The 17,292-nt window shown below is 67.1% G+C and carries 14 protein-coding genes; 12 read left to right on the top strand and 2 right to left on the bottom strand.

Annotated features, from left to right (window positions below; all coding sequences use genetic code 11):
• Nucleotides 1–37: 37 nt before the first annotated feature.
• Genes traC through HT579_18210 form a run of 12 tightly spaced genes read left to right on the top strand, consistent with a single transcriptional unit; the run spans nucleotide 38 to nucleotide 13,746 of the window.
• Nucleotides 38–2,542 (top strand): type IV secretion system protein TraC, encoded by a 2,505-nt coding sequence (gene traC, locus HT579_18265; GenBank protein ID QKS31707.1) that lies wholly within the window; start codon nucleotides 38–40, stop codon nucleotides 2,540–2,542.
• Nucleotides 2,539–2,904: a hypothetical protein gene (locus tag HT579_18260; GenBank protein QKS30692.1), complete on the top strand. Its 366-nt coding sequence runs from the start codon at nucleotides 2,539–2,541 to the stop codon at nucleotides 2,902–2,904. Before traC ends, HT579_18260 begins: the two co-directional genes overlap by 4 nt.
• 17 nt (nucleotides 2,905–2,921) lie before the next feature.
• On the top strand, nucleotides 2,922–3,476 hold the full coding sequence (locus tag HT579_18255) for a S26 family signal peptidase (protein ID QKS30691.1): 555 nt from the start codon (nucleotides 2,922–2,924) through the stop codon (nucleotides 3,474–3,476).
• Nucleotides 3,463–4,128 carry a type-F conjugative transfer system protein TraW gene (gene traW, locus HT579_18250; protein ID QKS30690.1) on the top strand — a complete coding sequence of 222 codons (666 nt, stop codon included), beginning with the start codon at nucleotides 3,463–3,465 and terminating at the stop codon, nucleotides 4,126–4,128. The genes HT579_18255 and traW overlap by 14 nt, the downstream gene beginning before the upstream one ends.
• The gene (locus HT579_18245; protein ID QKS30689.1) at nucleotides 4,115–5,158 is read left to right on the top strand and encodes a TraU family protein; all 1,044 of its coding nucleotides are present in this window, start codon (nucleotides 4,115–4,117) and stop codon (nucleotides 5,156–5,158) included. Before traW ends, HT579_18245 begins: the two co-directional genes overlap by 14 nt.
• Entirely contained in the window at nucleotides 5,142–5,840 is a 699-nt protein-coding gene (trbC, locus tag HT579_18240) for a type-F conjugative transfer system pilin assembly protein TrbC (GenBank protein ID QKS30688.1), read from the top strand. Before HT579_18245 ends, trbC begins: the two co-directional genes overlap by 17 nt.
• A gap of 2 nt (nucleotides 5,841–5,842) precedes the next feature.
• The gene (locus HT579_18235; GenBank protein ID QKS30687.1) at nucleotides 5,843–6,832 is read left to right on the top strand and encodes a hypothetical protein; all 990 of its coding nucleotides are present in this window, start codon (nucleotides 5,843–5,845) and stop codon (nucleotides 6,830–6,832) included.
• On the top strand, nucleotides 6,829–8,040 hold the full coding sequence (locus tag HT579_18230) for a conjugal transfer protein TraN (protein ID QKS30686.1): 1,212 nt from the start codon (nucleotides 6,829–6,831) through the stop codon (nucleotides 8,038–8,040). Before HT579_18235 ends, HT579_18230 begins: the two co-directional genes overlap by 4 nt.
• The gene (locus HT579_18225; GenBank protein ID QKS30685.1) at nucleotides 8,037–8,435 is read left to right on the top strand and encodes a hypothetical protein; all 399 of its coding nucleotides are present in this window, start codon (nucleotides 8,037–8,039) and stop codon (nucleotides 8,433–8,435) included. The genes HT579_18230 and HT579_18225 overlap by 4 nt, the downstream gene beginning before the upstream one ends.
• The gene (gene traF, locus HT579_18220) at nucleotides 8,436–9,284 is read left to right on the top strand and encodes a conjugal transfer protein TraF (GenBank protein ID QKS30684.1); all 849 of its coding nucleotides are present in this window, start codon (nucleotides 8,436–8,438) and stop codon (nucleotides 9,282–9,284) included.
• Nucleotides 9,285–9,294: 10 nt separating this feature from the next.
• Nucleotides 9,295–10,767, top strand: a complete 1,473-nt coding sequence (locus HT579_18215) for a conjugal transfer protein TraH (protein ID QKS30683.1) — start codon at nucleotides 9,295–9,297, stop codon at nucleotides 10,765–10,767.
• Nucleotides 10,768–10,794: 27 nt separating this feature from the next.
• Nucleotides 10,795–13,746 (top strand): conjugal transfer protein TraG N-terminal domain-containing protein, encoded by a 2,952-nt coding sequence (locus HT579_18210; protein ID QKS30682.1) that lies wholly within the window; start codon nucleotides 10,795–10,797, stop codon nucleotides 13,744–13,746.
• 13 nt (nucleotides 13,747–13,759) lie between these two features.
• On the opposite strand, the gene HT579_18205 is transcribed toward HT579_18210, so the two are convergent.
• The gene (locus HT579_18205; protein ID QKS30681.1) at nucleotides 13,760–14,020 is read right to left on the bottom strand and encodes a hypothetical protein; all 261 of its coding nucleotides are present in this window, start codon (nucleotides 14,018–14,020) and stop codon (nucleotides 13,760–13,762) included.
• 122 nt (nucleotides 14,021–14,142) lie between these two features.
• Nucleotides 14,143–17,289 carry a hypothetical protein gene (locus HT579_18200; GenBank protein ID QKS30680.1) on the bottom strand — a complete coding sequence of 1,049 codons (3,147 nt, stop codon included), beginning with the start codon at nucleotides 17,287–17,289 and terminating at the stop codon, nucleotides 14,143–14,145.
• Nucleotides 17,290–17,292: the final 3 nt, after the last annotated feature.

Below are 17,292 nucleotides of genomic sequence, written 5' to 3'. Positions count from 1 at the left end.
GGAGTCCGTGCTGAAGGGCGCGAAGCCCGCGGACCTGATCCGCGTTCCCAAGTCCGGCGCCGCATCGCGCGGCGAGGACGCCGCCGCGTTCTCCGAGTGGCTGCCGTACCGCGCCTGGATCGCGGACCGCCAGGTCTTCGTCAATCTCGACGCGCTCGGCTTCTGCCTCGAGGTGCGACCGCAATCCGGCGCCGACGAGGAGATGGCGCGCGTGCTGACCGCGCTCTACGCGGCCTCTCCGCCCGGCACGGGCATCCAGTTCCACCTCTACGCGAGCCCCGCGATTCGCGCGCCGCTGGCGCGCTACGCGAACCTGCGCGTCACCGACGAGGTCGTCCCGGAGCTCGACACGCTCGGCCGCGCCGGCAGGCACACCAACATCCACCGCACCATGGCCCGGCGCCGCGCCGGACACTACCTGCAGGGCAGCCGGACGTCGCTGCTGTCGGCGCAGAGCTACCTGTTCCGCGACTACCGGCTGGTGGTCAGCGTCTCGCTTCCCGGCAGCCCGGAGAATCTCTCGCGCCTGGAGGAGTTGCTGCTGCTGCGCGACGGGATCCGGGCCACGCTGCACGCCGCCGGCTTCCCGTCCCGTTCGTGGACGGCGGAGGACCTGATCAACTGGGTCTCCGCGCTGCTCGACCCGCACCGGCAAACCGGCGACGCCGTCCCGCTCACCTACGACGACGGGCGCGAGCTGCGCGACCAGGTGATCGACCGGGCCACGCGCCTGCGCATCGACCGCCAGGGCATCGGCCTCGCCAATCCGGCCGCCGACCTGCAAACCGAGCTTCGCCTGATGTCGGTGCGCGCCTTCCCGCCGCGCTTCGCGCTGTGGAACGCCGGTAGCCTGATCGGCGACCTCTACCAGGGCACGCTGCAGTACCCCTGCCCGTTCCTCCTCACGCTGGGCGTGCACGTGCTCGACGCCGAGGCCACCCGCAACTGGGCATTCCTCAAGGCCGCCCGCGCCACCACGAACGCCACCAGCTACATGGCGCGCTTCCTGCCCGACCTGCAGGAGCGCAAGGCCGACTGGGACATCGTGCTCAAGGCGATGGACGACGGCCAGCAGCTCGTCGATCTCAACCTGCAGCTCGCGCTCTTCGCCGAGCCGCACGCGGTGACCCGGGCCGAACAGGCGGCGCGCGCCATCTTCCGTGCGCGCGGCTTCGAACTCTCCAGCGACACGATGATGATGACGCAGGCCCTCATCGGCTCGCTGCCGATGACGCTCTCGGCGCCGTTCCACGCCGATCTGCAGCGCATGAAGCGCGTCACCACCAAGACCTCGGCGAACGCGGTGCACCTGGCGCCGCTCGTCGCCGAGTGGCAGGGCACGGGCACGCCGGTGCTCCTGTTCGGCGGCCGGCGTGGCCAGATCATGCAGATCGATGTCTACGACAACCCGGCGGGCAACTACAACGTGGCGATCGCCGGCACGTCGGGCTCGGGCAAGTCGCTGCTCTTGAACGAGATCGCCGCCGCCTACCTCGGCACCGGCGCGCGCGTCTGGATCATCGACGTCGGCCGCTCCTACGAGAAGGCGTGCCGCAACTTCGGCGGCAGCTTCATCGAGTTCACCGAGGACGCCGCACTCTCGCTCAACCCGTTCCCCCTGGTCGAGGACATCGACGAGGACATGGAACTCCTGCAGCCGCTGCTCGCGCAGATGGTGTCCCCGCGCGAGTCGCTCGACGGCTTTCAGTACTCAACGCTGGGTGCGGCGATCAAGAAGGTCTGGAAAGCCAAGGGCCGCGCCATGACCGTCACCGACATTCACGACCTGCTCGCGACCGGACGCCTCGACGACGACGGCGCGCCCTCCGCCGGCGAAGGCGACCGGCGGCTGAAAGACCTCGCCGCGATGCTGCACCCCTACACGCGCGACGGCGCCTACGGGAAGTACTTCGATTCCGAGGCCAGCATCGACTTCGGCGCCGACCTCATCGTCCTGGAGCTCGAGGAGCTCAAGTCCAAGAAGGACCTGCAGACCGTGGTGCTGCTGATCGTCATGTACCGCATCACGCGCGAGATGTACTTCTCTCGCGACCGCAAGAAGATCGTGATCATCGACGAGGCCTGGGACCTGCTCTCCGGCGGCGCCACCGCCGAGTTCATCGAGGCCGGCTACCGCCGCGCGCGCAAGTACAAGGGCGCCTTCATGTCGGCCACCCAGGGCGTGGACGACTACTACCGCAACCCGGCGGCGAAGGCGGCACTGGACAACTCCGACTGGATGTTCCTGCTGCGTCAGAAGCCCGAGTCGATCGAGATGATGGACAAGCTCGGTCAACTCACGATGGACGATGCGATGAAGCGGCTGCTGCTGTCGCTGCGCACCGAGCACGGCGCCTACTCCGAGGTCTTCATCCACTCGCCGGCCGGCAACGGCATCGCCCGGCTGATCGTCGATCCGTACAGCCTCCTGCTCTTCAGCAGCCGGGCCGAGGACTTCAACGCCATCAACGCCAAGCGCGCGGCGGGCCTGGACGTCTCCGCCGCCATCGACGCGGTCTTGCGCGAACGGGGGCTCGCGTGAACGCACGGGCCGCCGCACTGCTCGTGGGCGTCAACGCGCTGGTGAGCGCCGCGCTGATCGCGCTCGTTCACCTGTGGCTCGTGCCCGAACGCCTGCCGGCGCTGGCCGTGCTCGACGTAGCGGAGCTCTATCGCTTGAAGGAGTTGCAGGTCGCCGCGGTGCTGGTCAAGCGCGACACCAGCGACGAGGAGCGCGCCGGCGCACTGCGTCGCGCCGCGGGCTTCGGCACGGAGGTGAGCACGCTGCTCCAGGCGCTACCGGGAGAGTGCCGCTGCATCGTGCTGGCGCGTGGCGCCGTGATGGGCTCCGAACCCCTGCTGCAAGACCTGACGCCGGACGTGCGGCGCCGGCTCGGCCTGTAGCTGCATCGGGAGTCCGCATGCGCACCCTGTTCTTGCATCGAAGCTGGCGCGACCGATTCGCATCGAGCGGACGACTTCGGCTGCACACGTTCGCCGAGCGCTCGGTCGAACACCTGAAGCGCTGGGCCCTCGTCTACGTCGCGGTCGGCGCGATCGCGCTCTGGTTTCACGCGCACTATGGCTTCGGGCTGAACGCCTCGCCGAGCCTGCCGCACCGGCTCTTCCTCATCCACAAGGGCGAGATGCCGAGCCGAGGCGACTTCGTCGCCTTCCGCTGGGCCGGCGGCGGACCATACCCGGCGGGCGTCACCTTCATCAAGGTGCTCGCCGGCATGCCCGGCGACGAAGTCACCCGCGATGCGCAGGGCTTCCACCTCAACGGCGTTCCGGTGGGCGTCCCCAAGCCAGTGAGCCGGCAAGGTCAGCCGCTCGAACCCGGCCCCACCGGCCGGATTCCGGAGGGCCGCTACTACGTGCAAGCCGGACACCCCGACAGCCTCGACTCCCGGTACCAGCTGACCGGCTGGATCCACACATCCCAGATCATCGGGCGGGCCGATGCGCTCTTCTGATCCGACGATCGCAAACGGCACGGCCCGCGGCTGGCCGCTGCGCCTCGCGGCGGCCGTCTTCGCCGCGATGGTCGCGACGGTGCCCGCCCACGCGCAGGACCTCGGCGTCATCGGCCCGGTCTACCCGATCGCCGAGCCAAACCTGCTGGAGGTGATCCTCGGGAAACTTCGCGCGGCAGGCGAAGACGGCACGCTCGCCCGTCTGCAACGCGAATCGCTGGAAAGGGTCAGGCGAGGCGTCGATTACCCGGCGCCGGTGGCGGGGCTCTCGCGCACCCGTCAACCGCGGCACTTCCACCACGACCCGAGCATCGTCGTGCAGGAGGCGATCCGCGACGCCGACGGCCGGGTCATCGTGCCGCCCGGCACGGTGGTCAATCCGCTCGACACCGTGAGCTTGAGCCAGGCGCTGCTCTTTATCGACGCGCGCGATCGCGAGCAGGTCGCGCGTGCACGCAAGCTCATCGACGAGCGCCAAGGCAAGGTGAAGGTGATCCTCACCGGCGGGTCCTACCTGGACCTGATGCGCCGCTGGCAACGGCCGGTGTTCTACGACCAGCAGGGCAACCTCACGACGAAGCTCGGCATCCGCCAGGTGCCCGCACTCGTCACCCAGGACGGCAGAAGGCTGCGCATCGATGAGCTCCTATAGCCCCGTCCACCGGCAGCTAGGTCGCCCACGCGCGGCGCTGTGGCTCGCGCTCGCCCTGTGGCTGCTCGCGCTGGTGCCCGGACCCGCCGCGGCCGGCCCCACCTGCCACGGCCGCTTCATGAACCCGATCACCGACATCTGCTGGAGTTGCCTGTTCCCGCTGACCATCGGCTCGGCATCGATCCTCTCCGACGGTCAGCCCGACATCGGCAATCCGTCGTCGCCCGTCTGCTACTGCAGCAACCCGCCCCGCATCGGCGTGTCGATCGGCTTCTGGGAGCCGGTGCGCATGGTGGACGTGACGCGAACGCCCTTCTGCATGGTCGGCCTGGGCGGCATCGCGCTGGACCCCGGACTCGACGTGCCGCGCGGCGCGCACGTCGGACACGACAGCCAGACGCGCAACAGCTTCTATCACGCGCACTGGTACGCCAACCCGATCCTCACCTGGCTGGAGGTGCTGCTCGACTTTCCGTGCCTGGAGAAGGGCTCGCTCGACCTGGCCTATCTCACTGAGGTGGATCCGCTGTGGGCCGACGACGAACTGACCGCCATCCTGAACCCCGAAGCGGTGCTGTTCGCCAACGCGCCCGCGAAAGCCGCGTGCGCCGCCGACTGTGTGGCCGCAACCGCCGGCATGCCGATCGCGAGCCTGTTCTGGTGCGCCGGCTGCCAGGGCTCGATCTACCCGATGGGTGGCCACGTCGCCACCCACATCGGCGGCGTGCAGGCCTCGACGCTGATCACCCAGCGCATGACCGCGAAGATGCACCGGCAGCTGGTGACGTTCACCGGCGCCGGGTCGGCGGGGCTGTGCGGCTACTACCCGCTGCCGATCATGGACAAGACGCACTACAAGCTGCAAATGGTCTACCCGGTGCCGGCCACCGCGAAGGAAGCCGGCCAGTGCTGCCAGCCCTACGGCCGCACGACGATGATCTGGGGCGCGGGCAAGTCCTACCCCGTCTCGGGCGAAGACTTCGCGTACCAGATCTTCCGCAAGAGGAACTGCTGTGCCGGCGCGTACTGAGATCCGCGCCATCGCCGCGGCCGCCTGCGCGCTCGGCTTGCTCGCGGCCAGCATCGCGCTCGCCCAGGCCCCGCGCTGGCCCGATGCCGATGACATCGAGCGGGCACGGAAAGCCCACCCCTTCCCGCAAGCCGATCGTCTCGGCGCTCAACCGGTGCCCGCGCCGCCGCGCGTGAACCTGCCGTCGACTGCGGCGCCCACCGACATCGAAGCACTCGCCCGGGCTGGCGCGCGCCTCGGGAGCCCAGCCGCACAGACCCCGGCCGCGAGCCCGCTTCGCATCTTCATCACGCTGGAGATGCCCCGCGCGAGCCTGCAACTGTTGACCGATCAAGCCGCGCGCAGCGGCGCGGTCCTCGTGCTGCGGGGCCTGAAGGCCAACTCGATGCGCGAGACCCTCGCGGCCGTCTCCAGCCTGATCGGCGAGCGTCAGGTGGCGTGGGTCATCGACCCCGAAGCCTTCACACGCCATCGCATCGAACGCGCGCCGACCTTCGTGCTGAGTCTCGACTATCGCGCCGACACGGCGACGAGCTGCGGCACAGACTGCCGCACGCCGCCGGCCTTCGTCAGCGTGTCCGGAGACGTGAGCGTCGACCACGCGCTGGACACGCTGGCCAGGCAGCGCCCCGAGGCGCGACCGCTGGTGGCGCCGCTGCTCGCGCGGCTGAAAGGGCCCTGAGCATGCGGCGCGCAAGGCGACTCACTGGCCAGCTCGTCGCGTTCGCGGCCGTGCTGCTCGCGACGCTTCCGGCCGCCTTCGCGCAATCGCCGCCAACGCAGGGTGAGGCCTTCGAGCAGGGCAAGACACTCGGCCGGACCGGCAACGCCGCGGCCCGCGGCACCATCAGCGGCAGCACGGCGCAGTCCACCGTTCCGAGCTACACCACCAATCCCCCGGAGGCGAGCTACTTCGGCAGCCCGGGGCTTGGCACCCAGGCTGCGGCGCGAGCCAGCGCCTGCGCGAGCGGCCCCGCCGCCGATCCCTCCTGCACGGCAGTGCAGTTCTCGCAGACCAATCCGAGCCAACGGCCGAGCTTCAACATCGCGCCGACCGACCCCCTGCTCACCCGCGGTCGCGCGATCACCGCCGATCCGCAGGCCATCGCCGGAAACATCGCCGGCACCTACAGCGGCTGCGCCGTCCAGACCGTCACCACGCCCGACCGTTTCGAGACGGCGATCTGCCACCAGTACCGCACGCTGGAGACCCTCACCTGCGACAAGGTGCTGATCGTCACGCCGATCCAGACGCCAGGCTGCTCCGCGGGCCAGTTCCTCACCCGCGTCACCGCCGACCCCTGCCCCGCCTGCATCGACTACCTTGCCTTCGACTTCAGCTGCGGGACCAACAGCTACACGATGCACGTCGTCACCATCGACAAGGGCAGTGGTCAGGTCTACATGGACCTCGGCTCGCAAGACGTGCCCGGCAGCCTGAACACGCAGATCCCGCAGACCCCTGGCCCCTCGCGGATCGACGGCTTCTTCTGCTACCAGACCTACTACAGCCAGAGCTGCGCCGGCCCCAACTGCACCATCGGCGCGTGGTTCTACAACCCCTGCCAGGGGACGAGCTACTACGGCGCCAACACCTTCGCGATGCCGACCACGGTGAGCTTCAGCGACACCTGGGACAACCAGTGCGCGACGCTGGAGGCGCGCTCGCAATGAGAGCCGCGCGGCGCTTCGCCTGGATCGCCGCCGGCGCGCTGGTGCTCTGTCTGTTCACCTCCGCGCCCACGTGGGCCGCCGACTGCTACCAGACCGCGGAGACCTGCGTCGAGGGCCCCGAGACCCGCAATATCGGCGGCTACCCGGTGCAACGGGACTGCTGGCGTTACCGCGCGTCCTACACCTGCGTCTCGCAGAACAGCACCGACGACTGCCAGCCCCTGCGCGACCGCGGCTGCAGCCAGGTCGATTCGCGCTGCATGGACATGAACCCCCAGGGCGCCTGCATGCTCTACGAGCAGACCTGGCAGTGCCGCGTCGCCACGGGCACCACCTCGACGGTGACCAACTGCGGCGGGCAGCAGTTCTGCCTGGACGGGCGCTGCTTCGACACCGGATACGCGCCGGACGCCGACTTCGCGCGTGCCGTTGCCGGACTGGAAGCGCAGCGCGAAGCCGGTCGCTACCTGGACCCGAACACGCTGGAGGTATTCAAGGGCTACGACAACCGCTGCCGCAAGAAGCTCTTCGGTCTGGTCAACTGCTGCAAGGGCGGCGGCACCGACGGGTCGCTCTTCTCCACCTTCAGCCTGATCACCGGCGCCGGCGGCCAGGCCATCGGCGCCATCGGCTCGAGCTACACCTACGACGCCCTCTTCACGGCGGATGCACCCGACCTGGTGATCGCCGGCTTCGAGGCGCTCTTCGGCGCCGGCGGCGGCTCCTCGGCGCTCGCCGGGCTGATCGCCGGCGACCTGTCGGTGGGCTCCTTCGTGACCTCGCTGGTGCCGGGCCCGTGGACGCTCGCGATGCTCGCGATCCAGCTCTCGGGGCTGCTGTCCTGCGAGGACGCCGAGCAGGTCCTCGCGATGAAGCGCGACAACCGCCTCTGCCACGGCGTCGGCAGCTACTGCTCGGCGCGGCTGCCCATCATCCGCACCTGCATCGAGACCACCGAGACCTACTGCTGCTTCAACTCGCGCCTGTCGCGCATCATCAACGAGCAGGGCCGCGCGCAACTCGGTCGCGGCTGGGGCGGCGCCCAGGGCCCCGACTGCAGCGGATTCGCGCTCGCGCAGCTCCAGGCGCTGGACTTCTCGCGCATGGACCTCAGCGAGTTCTACGCGGAAATCGCGCCCACGCTGCCGAACCTCGGCGACCTGCAGCAGCGCGCGCAGCAGAAGGTCAACAGCTACTTCGGCCCATGACCTTCATCACTGCCATCCTGTCCGTCCCAAGGCGTCGCCACGCACTCGGCGCGGTCCTGCTCGGCGCGCTGCTCGCCGTGCCGGGCCAGGCACAGACGACGCAGCGCATCCCGGTCTCGGAGATCAAGCCCCTGTTGGCGCTCGCCGCCGAGCGCGGCGCGGCGTACGGCGTGCTCACCGGTCCCGGCGCCGACTACATGCGTCGCCGCTTCGATGCCACCACGCCCATCGAGATCGACGTGGCCACCTTGCACGCCCTGCCCCAGCCCGGCTGCGCGCGGCTCGAGGTCACCACGCGCCAGCGCGACGTGCTGGAACAAGGCCAGCGCGGCGATCAGGAACTGCGTTGGGAGATCAGCTTCTGCCGGAACGGCAGTTTTCCGGAGAAGCGGTAGATGAGCGGGAGGGTACGCACGACTCGCAGGGCAGCGCGCACCCGCGCTGTGCTGCTGGCTTTCGCGATAGCGCTGTCCACGACGACGGCATGGGCGCAGAGCGCGAGCACCGACACGCAGCAGATCGAACCCGACCCGCAGAGCGCCGCGTACTGGCTGCGCAACCGCGAAGGCTGGTTTTGGTACCGCGACCCGCCCGTCGCAGCCCCGAGGCCGGCGCCGCCGGCGAGCAAGCCACCGCGCGAGCTGGCCGACTTCGAAGCGATGCAGAAGCGGCTGGAAGACCTGAAGCGTGTTGCCGTCATGAACCCCACCGACGCCAACCTCACGGCCTACATGCGCTACCAGCGCATGGTGATGGACAAGTCCGAGCACTTCGCCGAACGCTGGCAGCGCCTGGTGTGGACGGTGCCCGATCTCGACTACGGTCTGAGCGGACGGCCCACCAACGCGATGGCGATCAACGTCTTCGACGAGCAGCAGCGTGAGCGGCAGGCACAGACCATCAAGAGCCTGGCCGCCACCCACGGGCTCATCTTCGTGTTCCGCGGCGACTGCCCGCATTGCCACCGCTTCGCGCCGATCCTCAAGCGCTTCGAGCAGGAGTTCGGGTTCACCGTGCTCGCGATCAGCATGGACGGCCGCGCCATCCCCGAGTACCCCAACGCCCGGCCCGACAACGGCATGGCCGCGCGCCTGAATGCGACGGCGGTGCCGGCGCTCTACCTCACCGCGCCCGCCACCCGCCAGATCGTCCCGGTGGGCTTCGGCGTGATGTCGATGACCGACCTGGTCGAGCGCATCGCCGCACTCGCGCAAGACGCCCCCGCCGGCAACCGTCAGCCCTGAGGAACCGACCATGGCACGTCGCCCGAACGCCCGCCCGGCCCGACACCTCGGCAAGCGCCTGATCGCCAGCCTGCTCGCCGTGACGCTGGCCACCACACCGCTGGTGAGTCACCCCGCCGACCTGAACGCCGAGATGCAGGCCATGTTCAACGACCTGGGCGCGCTGGGCAACGTCACCACGCCGGGCGCGTTCCGCGGCCAGGCGATGAACCTCTACACCGGCGGCAGCCTGATGATGCGCGCCCCGGGCCGCAACTACCCGCTGGCCACGGTGCAGCTGCCCAGCCTGCGGGCCGGCTGCGGCGGTATCGACATCTACGGCGGTGCGTTCTCCTTCATCAACAAGCAGCAGTTCATCGCACTCTTGCAGAACATCGGTGCCAACGCCGTCGGTTACGCCTTCAAGCTGGCGCTCCAGTCGATCTCGCCCGACATCGACAAACTGCTGACCGAGCTGCAGGACCAGATCAACAAGATCAACGCGATGAACATCAACTCCTGCGAAGCCGCGCAGGCGCTGGTGAACGGTGTGGTGGGCGAGTACGACAACTCGGTGATGAGCGGCTGCGCGAACATCTCCCAGTACCTCGGCAGCGTCTCCGACCGGGCCGAAGCCCGGCTCACCTGCGCCAGCAACGCGCCGGCCGTCGTGAAGACCGCCGCCAACAGCGCCGACCCCAACGTGCGCAACGCCACCTTCGTCAAGGGCAACGTCACCTGGATCGCGCTCAACCAGGTGGGCGGCAGCATCAGCCAGCAGGAGAAGGAGCTGATCATGAGCGTGATCGGCACCGTGATCCTGTATCCGCCCGCCGACGACGGCAGCGGCGCGACACCGCGCTACGCCGAACCCACCATCGTGGGTCTGCGCGACCTGCTGCTCGGCCGCGGCGCCTCGGCCACGGAGGGCAACGTCGACATCGAGGTGTATGTCTGCGACGAGCCCGCCGAGTGCCTGAACCCGACGCGTACCACCGTGTCGGCCAAGCCTTTCACCCGACTGGTGTCGGAGCGGCTGCGCCGCATGTCGGACAACATCGCCACGCGCAGCCCGCAGACGCCCGCAGACATCGGATTCGTCAACAACACCACCGAGCCGGTCTACAAGATGCTTTCGGTGGCCAACGCCGTGCCGGGATCGAGCACCGCCGAGACGCTGATCGAGACCTACAAGGACGTGATCGCGCTCGACTACGCGGAGACCTTCCTCAACCGCGCCATCCGCCAGGCCATGAGCGCCCTGTCGCAGGCGCTCAAGCGCACCGGCATCGAGCAGCAGTACATCGACGCGATTCGAGAGAACGCCCAGGAGGCCCAGCGCCAGCTCCTCACCGAGAAGCAGGCCGCCTACGCCAAGGTGCGCTCGGTCTCCTCGATGACCCAAGATCTGCAGACGCTGGAGCGCCAGCTCTGGAGCTCGATGCCCTCGTCGGTGAAGTCGATGCTCGACTTCAGCGCCAGCAGCGGCGCCCGCGGCTCCTGAGTTCGGGCACGAGCCGCTCGCGCCCGCATGTTCGAGATCTACGCTTACGGCAACGTCGACACCCTGACGGGGGTCTTCAACGCCATCGCCGCCATCATGGGCGGCGCCGACTACTTCGGTCTCATCAAGGCCATCGCCATCACCGGCGTGCTGGTGGCGGCGTTCGCCGGGCTCTTCACGCCGGGCAAGTTCCACGGCTGGGGCTGGCTGATGGGCTTCCTGCTCGTCTACTACGCGCTCTTCCTGCCCAAGTCGACCGTGGTGATAGTCGACAAGCTCGGCAGCCAGCCGCCGGTGGCCGTGGGCAACGTGCCGATCGGCGTGGCCTTCTTCGGGCACGCCACCAGTAAGGTGGGTGACGTGATGACGCGATTCTTCGAGACCGCCTTCCAGGTCATCCCGGCCACCAACGCGCAGCTCCCCGGCGAGCTCGCGTACCAGAAGAACGGCGTGATGTTCGGCAACCGCCTGATCCAGGCCTCCCGCGCAGCGAACGTTGCCGATCCGCAGTTGCGCACCGACCTCATCGCCTTCATTCACAACTGCACCGTCTACGACCTGCAGGACGGCACGATCGACCCCGCCGCCTTTGCGCGCAGCACCGACATCTGGTCGCTGATGGGCACGCCCAACCCGGCGCGGTTCACCACGTACGGCAACCCCGTGCAAGTCGACGCCTGCCCGAACGCCTACACCTACCTCGCCGCCCGCCTGCCGGCCGAAGTGGCGCACGCGCGATCGATCCTCGCCTTCCAGCTCAATCCCACACTGGAACCGGCCGCCGCCCTGACGGTCATCGACGCGCAGATCGAGCAGGCCTACTACAAGACGAAGATCGCCACCGCGGCCCAGGGTGCGGCCGACCTGCTACGCCAGAACATCATGATCAATCTGGTGCAGGACAGCCGCAGCCTTGCCGGCCAGAAGCTCAACGACCCGGCCGCACTGATGATCGCCACCGCGCGCGCCAACGCCACGGCGTCGGTGAACTCCGCGTTCCTCACCATGGGCAAGATCGCCGAGCAGGCGCTGCCGCTGGTCAGGAACGTGATCGAGGCCGTCATCTACGCGGTGTTCCCGTTCGTGTTCCTGCTGTTCTTGCTGGCACAGGGCCGCGGCCTCGCGATGGCCATCAAGAGCTTCGCGATGAGCCTGGTGTGGATCCAGCTCTGGCCCCCGCTCTACGCCATCCTCAACTACGTTGCCACGCTGGCCAGCGCGCGCAACCTCGAAGCCGCGGCGAAGATGGGCACGGTTGCCCAGGGCTTGGCCCTGGAAACCGCCGCCAGTATCTACAGCGGCGCCGTCTCCGACCAGGCGATCGCCGGCTACATGGTGATTTCGATCCCGATCATCGCCACCGCCATCATCAAGGGCGGCGAAGTGGCGTTCCAGGCGGTGACCGGCGTCGGCGCCGTCCAGTCGGCGGCATCCAGCGAAGCGACAGCCACCTCAAAGGGCAGCATCACCCAGAACGCGGTCTCGATGGATCAGCAGCAGCTGGCTCCGACACGATCGTCCGCCTTCATGTCGACGACCAGCGACGCCTACGGCACCACCATCCAGGGCAGCGGCCCCGATGCCGGCGTCTTCCGATACCAGGCAAACCTGAGCCGGCTGGCCAGCACTTTCACCTTCACCGAACGGCAGGCGAACGCCCTGGGCGAAAGCGCACGCGAAGCCGAGACCCTTGCGCGCACCGAGCGCGAGGCCATGCAGCGCAGCCAGGCCACGGCGCTGACCCGCGCGCTCGCCATCCAGGAAGGGTACGAGCGCTCGCAGCAGCGATCGGGTGCGACCAGTGCCTCGGACGGCGGGTCAACCTCGACCCAGCTGCAGACGCTGAGCTCAGTGGCGAAGGACGTGAACCGCAAACTGGGGCTGAGCGAGGACTCGACGGTCGGCAAGAGCATCGCTGCTGCAGCGTCCGCCGGCGCGAAGATCCCGCTGACCGAGATCGGCGGCCAGCTCTCGTTCGAAGGCCGCAAGGTAGATCAGCAGCGGCTGCAGAGCGCCTACGACTACGCCCGCAAAGCGGTCGAGAGCTCGCAGCTCACCGAAGCCAGCGCCTTGATCAAGGACTTCAGGACTTCCGACGCCTACCAGTGGGCCCGCAGCAACCGCACGGCATCCACCGCCGGCTACGACTCGTCAGCCCGTGAGTCCATGGAGCGGCAAACCTCCAGCGATAGCGCCTACGGCCAGGCCCGAGAGCTGGCCCGCACCGCGCAGTTCATGCGCGAGTGGAGCAGTGGTACGCAGACCGACTTCACCAACTACGCGGCGCGGCGTCTCTCCGAGCGCGGACTCTTACGCGAGGAAGATCCAATCAAACTGCAGCGCGCTGTGACCGACATCGCCCACTCCTATGCGCGCGGCGGAAGCTCGGCAACGGGCTACGTCCCCAGTGACAGCCCGCTCGTTCCATCTCGGCCCCTGGCGGAAACCATGGGCTGGCCCGAATCGTCGCTTCGCGAGCAGTACGACGCCGGTGCACGGACGGGGAACGCCAGCACAGTTCGCGAACAGACTGCGACCAACGAAGCCGAGATCCGCGCGCGCCTGACTCGCCAGCGCGCCGTACCCGGCCAACCGGTGGGCAATGACCTCTCCGGTCGCGTCGGCGCCAGCGAGACCGAAGCGAGGAACAAGATCGACAAGGGCCGCAGCCAGCTATCTCAGAACGCCGGAACCCTCAGCGAGTACTACAAGGCCTCGGTGCGCATCGGCAAGGTCAGCCCCAACCACGGCGGGAACCAGGCCGTGTGGGACACGGTCGGCGCCAACGCGAGTCAGCCCGACCTCGGCACTCCGCCCAAGGTCGAGCCTATCGGCGAATGGCACTTCGACAAGGACGGCGTCCCTATGGCCGGCCCGAAACCGACGGCGCCAGAAACGGACGGCAAGCCACCATCGTCGAGCGCGGATGACAGCGTTGGTCGGTCGACTACCGGGAAGCGTGAGACCAAGAAACCGTGAGCGACCGCGCGGATTAGTCGTCGGCGGCGCCGATCTCCAAGCTGCCGAGCCCGTTGCGTGTCAAGTAGCCCGGCGCATCCTGACCGAACCGGCTGCCCCGGATCCGCGTCCCCATTCGTTCGTTGCCCGGCCCCGCATCAATCGCGGAATCCGCCTCCTGCTCGGCGGCGTCCTCCTTCGGGAAGCCCACCGACAACGCCGCCCGCACTTCGGCGGCGCGGCCATTTAGCCACGTCGCCAAGAAATCCCGCAGTCGCGCCCCAACTTCACTCACTTGCTTCACCTTCAGCAGGCAATGCGCATCTAGTCACAGCGATGGCTCTCGACAGACTACGCCGCGTAAGCAATGCTCGCAACGGACGGCATTGGACAGGCGAACGTTCGAGCTCCTGCCTCCTACCCTGCAGACCACAGCGCCTTCAGTCGAAGGAAGTGTGGCTCGGAGAAGCGAATGTTCTTCTCCTCCCCAACGATCCGCACGCGAATTGTGCGATCCCGCTCGTTGCCCCCCTCGACCGCCGGACGAAACGCCTTGATCTTTGCTTCAAGGTCGTCGACCCACTCGAATGAGCCGTAGAGAAACCGGGCCGCCATGTCGGCACTCAGGCAAAAAAGATTGCCGGGGTGATTGAGGTAGTCGGTCCCTTGGTAGGGAACGAGCGCGACTGCGACAAAGTAGTTCGAGCCGTCGGCCTTGGCGAACGTCTGTCCTGCAACCTGGCACGCCCCCTTGTACTGCTGATACAGAAACTGCCGCGCCTCCTTGTTGTCGTCTCGTTCCCGAACGACTACGAACCGAGGCGTGCGCACTGGGGGCGCGTTGGTCTTCTGATCATCAATCTCTTCGCGAAGCTTCGTTTCGTAACGGTGTGGGTTCCGGACATCGTTGGGGCGATCATCATCGCGCTCGTCCTGCGTCTTCTGGCGCCGATAGATCGCCCGAACTGCATCCCGAAAGCTCGGAGGCGGCTTCGCCGTTTCCGCCTTCGGCAGCAACTTCTCCATCCGGTCCAGGACATCGTCGGGGAGATCACCTCGCGCCAGCGTCTCAATCAGGCGTCTCTTTCGCTCGTCTCCGGCAGCGAGGGCATCGATTGCCTTCACCGTCTCTGGCTGCTTCATGCCCAAGGCCTCAGCCAGGCGCTTAGCCTGGGCAGACTCCCGATCAAACTCGACCGGCAGATCAACGAGCATCAATTGCGACGGCTTGTGAAGAACTCCCTCGAGGTCCGGAAGCCAGGCGGTGTCGCGCAGAAACTCGCCAGTCCCAGACCACTCCTCCCTCTTCCGGGAAGATTCGAAAGTTTGCCTGGATGACGATTCCACCTGCCCGCGAATGAGATGTGCATGTGGAACTGCTATTCGGTTCCACACGAATGCCGAGACCTGTGCGGTGGCCACAGCGAGCGCGGACTGCAACCCGTCAACCGACCAGCTCGGATCGAATCCCGCCAATCCGCGCTTATGATGTCCCCAGCTGTTGGCGAGAGTGACGTGTCCCTCGTACGAAGGGGGCCGGACCTTGATCCTGGGAGCGCGCGCCACGCCAAGCGCAACCAACGTTTCTACCTGCTCGTCCGTGTAGTAGCCCTCCGCGAGAAATCGCGCCTCAGCGTTGACTCTGAAGTACAGCTTCAGTTCGTCGCTTGGTACGTACGCATGGTCAGGCCCCACAAGATAGAGGGCGTCAGCTTCAGCGGCTTGCACCAGGATCCAGTTTGGCCCCTTCAGTTTCTCCGACAGCCGATATCGCTTTGCCAGGTCCGCGCCTTCAAGGGCGCCGAGGATCTTTCGGAAGTCGCTCTGCCAGACCTTGATCTCCACGCTCTTGCCGCCCGCATACCGAGGCAACACCGTCTCGATGACTTCATCGACGATATCCGGTGTCGATAGACCGAGCTCCTTGAGGAACTCGACAACCTGCTTGTCCTTGCAGAGCGTGCGCTTGACTGTTGGCAGTTCAGAGTCCGCCCCGGTGGGCAGATAGGCGTTCGGTGCGGTACGGTTGCCGGAGAAGGGCGGCACGTGCTTCCCGCTCTCGAGCCGAATCAGAGGGCGTGATGTGAAGTTTGTGTACAGCTGCCCGCGGCCTTCCTGAAGGAATCGGTACAGACTCAGGACCCATGCATCCGACTGGTCATCCATGAACTTCGCCGTGAGCTTCTCGGCGAAGTCCTCAACGCGGACCTCCATGCCACGGGCGAGCGGCTTGACGAGCCAATCCTTGCCCCACGCGTATTGCTTCGCCCCGACGAAGTAGCGGTAGAGCACTGGGTAGTTGTCGGCCGTGATGCCGGCATCCAGCCATTCGAGCTCTTCTTCTCCGAAGAGCGCGCCCAACTGCTTCGACGTCAGAAGTTCGGTCAACTTCTGACCCCGCGCAAGCTTGGCACGCACGGCGGGAACGTGCTTTCCCTTGGCGGTTGGTAGCAGTGCATCTTCCTTAAGAGCTGTCCGCACAGCTTCATACAGCGGCCTGAAGAAGCTGCCCTTCTCGAACTTCGACTCGTCCAAGGGGAGTCGAGACAACAAGTCTGCGTCCACCACGCCCAGTGGGCGCATGGCGTTCAGGCTATGGCGCAGCAGCGTTGCGGTCTCTGCCACGAGGTGCCGGTTGAACTCGTCATCGGCTGGGACGTTGTCGCGAGCGGGCGTGGTGCGGTAAGGCCCCTGAATGATCCATCCGACATGCGTTTCCTTGTCGGTTGGAAAAAACACCCACAGCTTGCGGGCGTCAGGCCCGTGCACGCGACCGCCGCTCTTGTACGACTTGTTGAGCTCTACCGCCACTGCGATGGGGCGACGCTCAGAATCGACCCCGTCGTCGTCGGGCCACGCGATCGCCCTTTCGTACACGAGGAAGTACTGGTCGCCGGCGTCTCCTGAAACGATCAACGTTTCACGCCCCCCTCCCCGGAGTGGGGTGTCCTCCCGCAGGTACTGACCGCTGCTCCGGCCATCCGACCACTGAATCTCCCTGAGCGTCTTGGTGAAGAGCAGCGTGGCACCCCCTAGGGCCTTGAGCTTGCTTCCGATTTCCGCGCGCGCCTTGTCGGCGCGCTTGAGCTTCGACACCTCGATATAGACGGGCCGCCGCTGAACGTGATCGAACGGCAGTATGAATCGCGTTCGTCCCTTCGGCAGATCCCGGGGGCGATCCACCGATCGCAGCGTGTATAGGTCGACCAGTTCGAAGTCGTCTTCGGTCGAATGAATCCTCGGTGATGCGGTGTAGGCGAAGACCGACTTGAATCCCAATCCGAAGTGTCCGATAGCGGTCACCTCGGTCTTCCCCTTTCCAAAGTAGCTGATCGCCCGAACGTCTTCCTCGTCGAACGGCTTCCCGTTGTGCTCAACCACGAGTCCATCGCTGCCGAGGACGAAGCTGATCTCTGTCGCTCCAGCGTCGTCCGCGTTCTGAAGCAACTCGTACACGAAGTGCGCGGTATCCGCGTACATCGCCACCTGCGACATTCGCGACTTCCGATCTTTCCCGAGCTGCTCCTCGTTGTATCGGGAGATCGCGTCATAGTCTCGCGGCATGAT

Source organism: Candidatus Accumulibacter similis (assembly GCA_013347225.1).
GTDB classification, from domain to species: domain Bacteria; phylum Pseudomonadota; class Gammaproteobacteria; order Burkholderiales; family Rhodocyclaceae; genus Accumulibacter; species Accumulibacter similis.
Note: the sequence above shows the minus strand (reverse complement) of the source record. Positions and strands in the feature narration are given on the sequence as shown.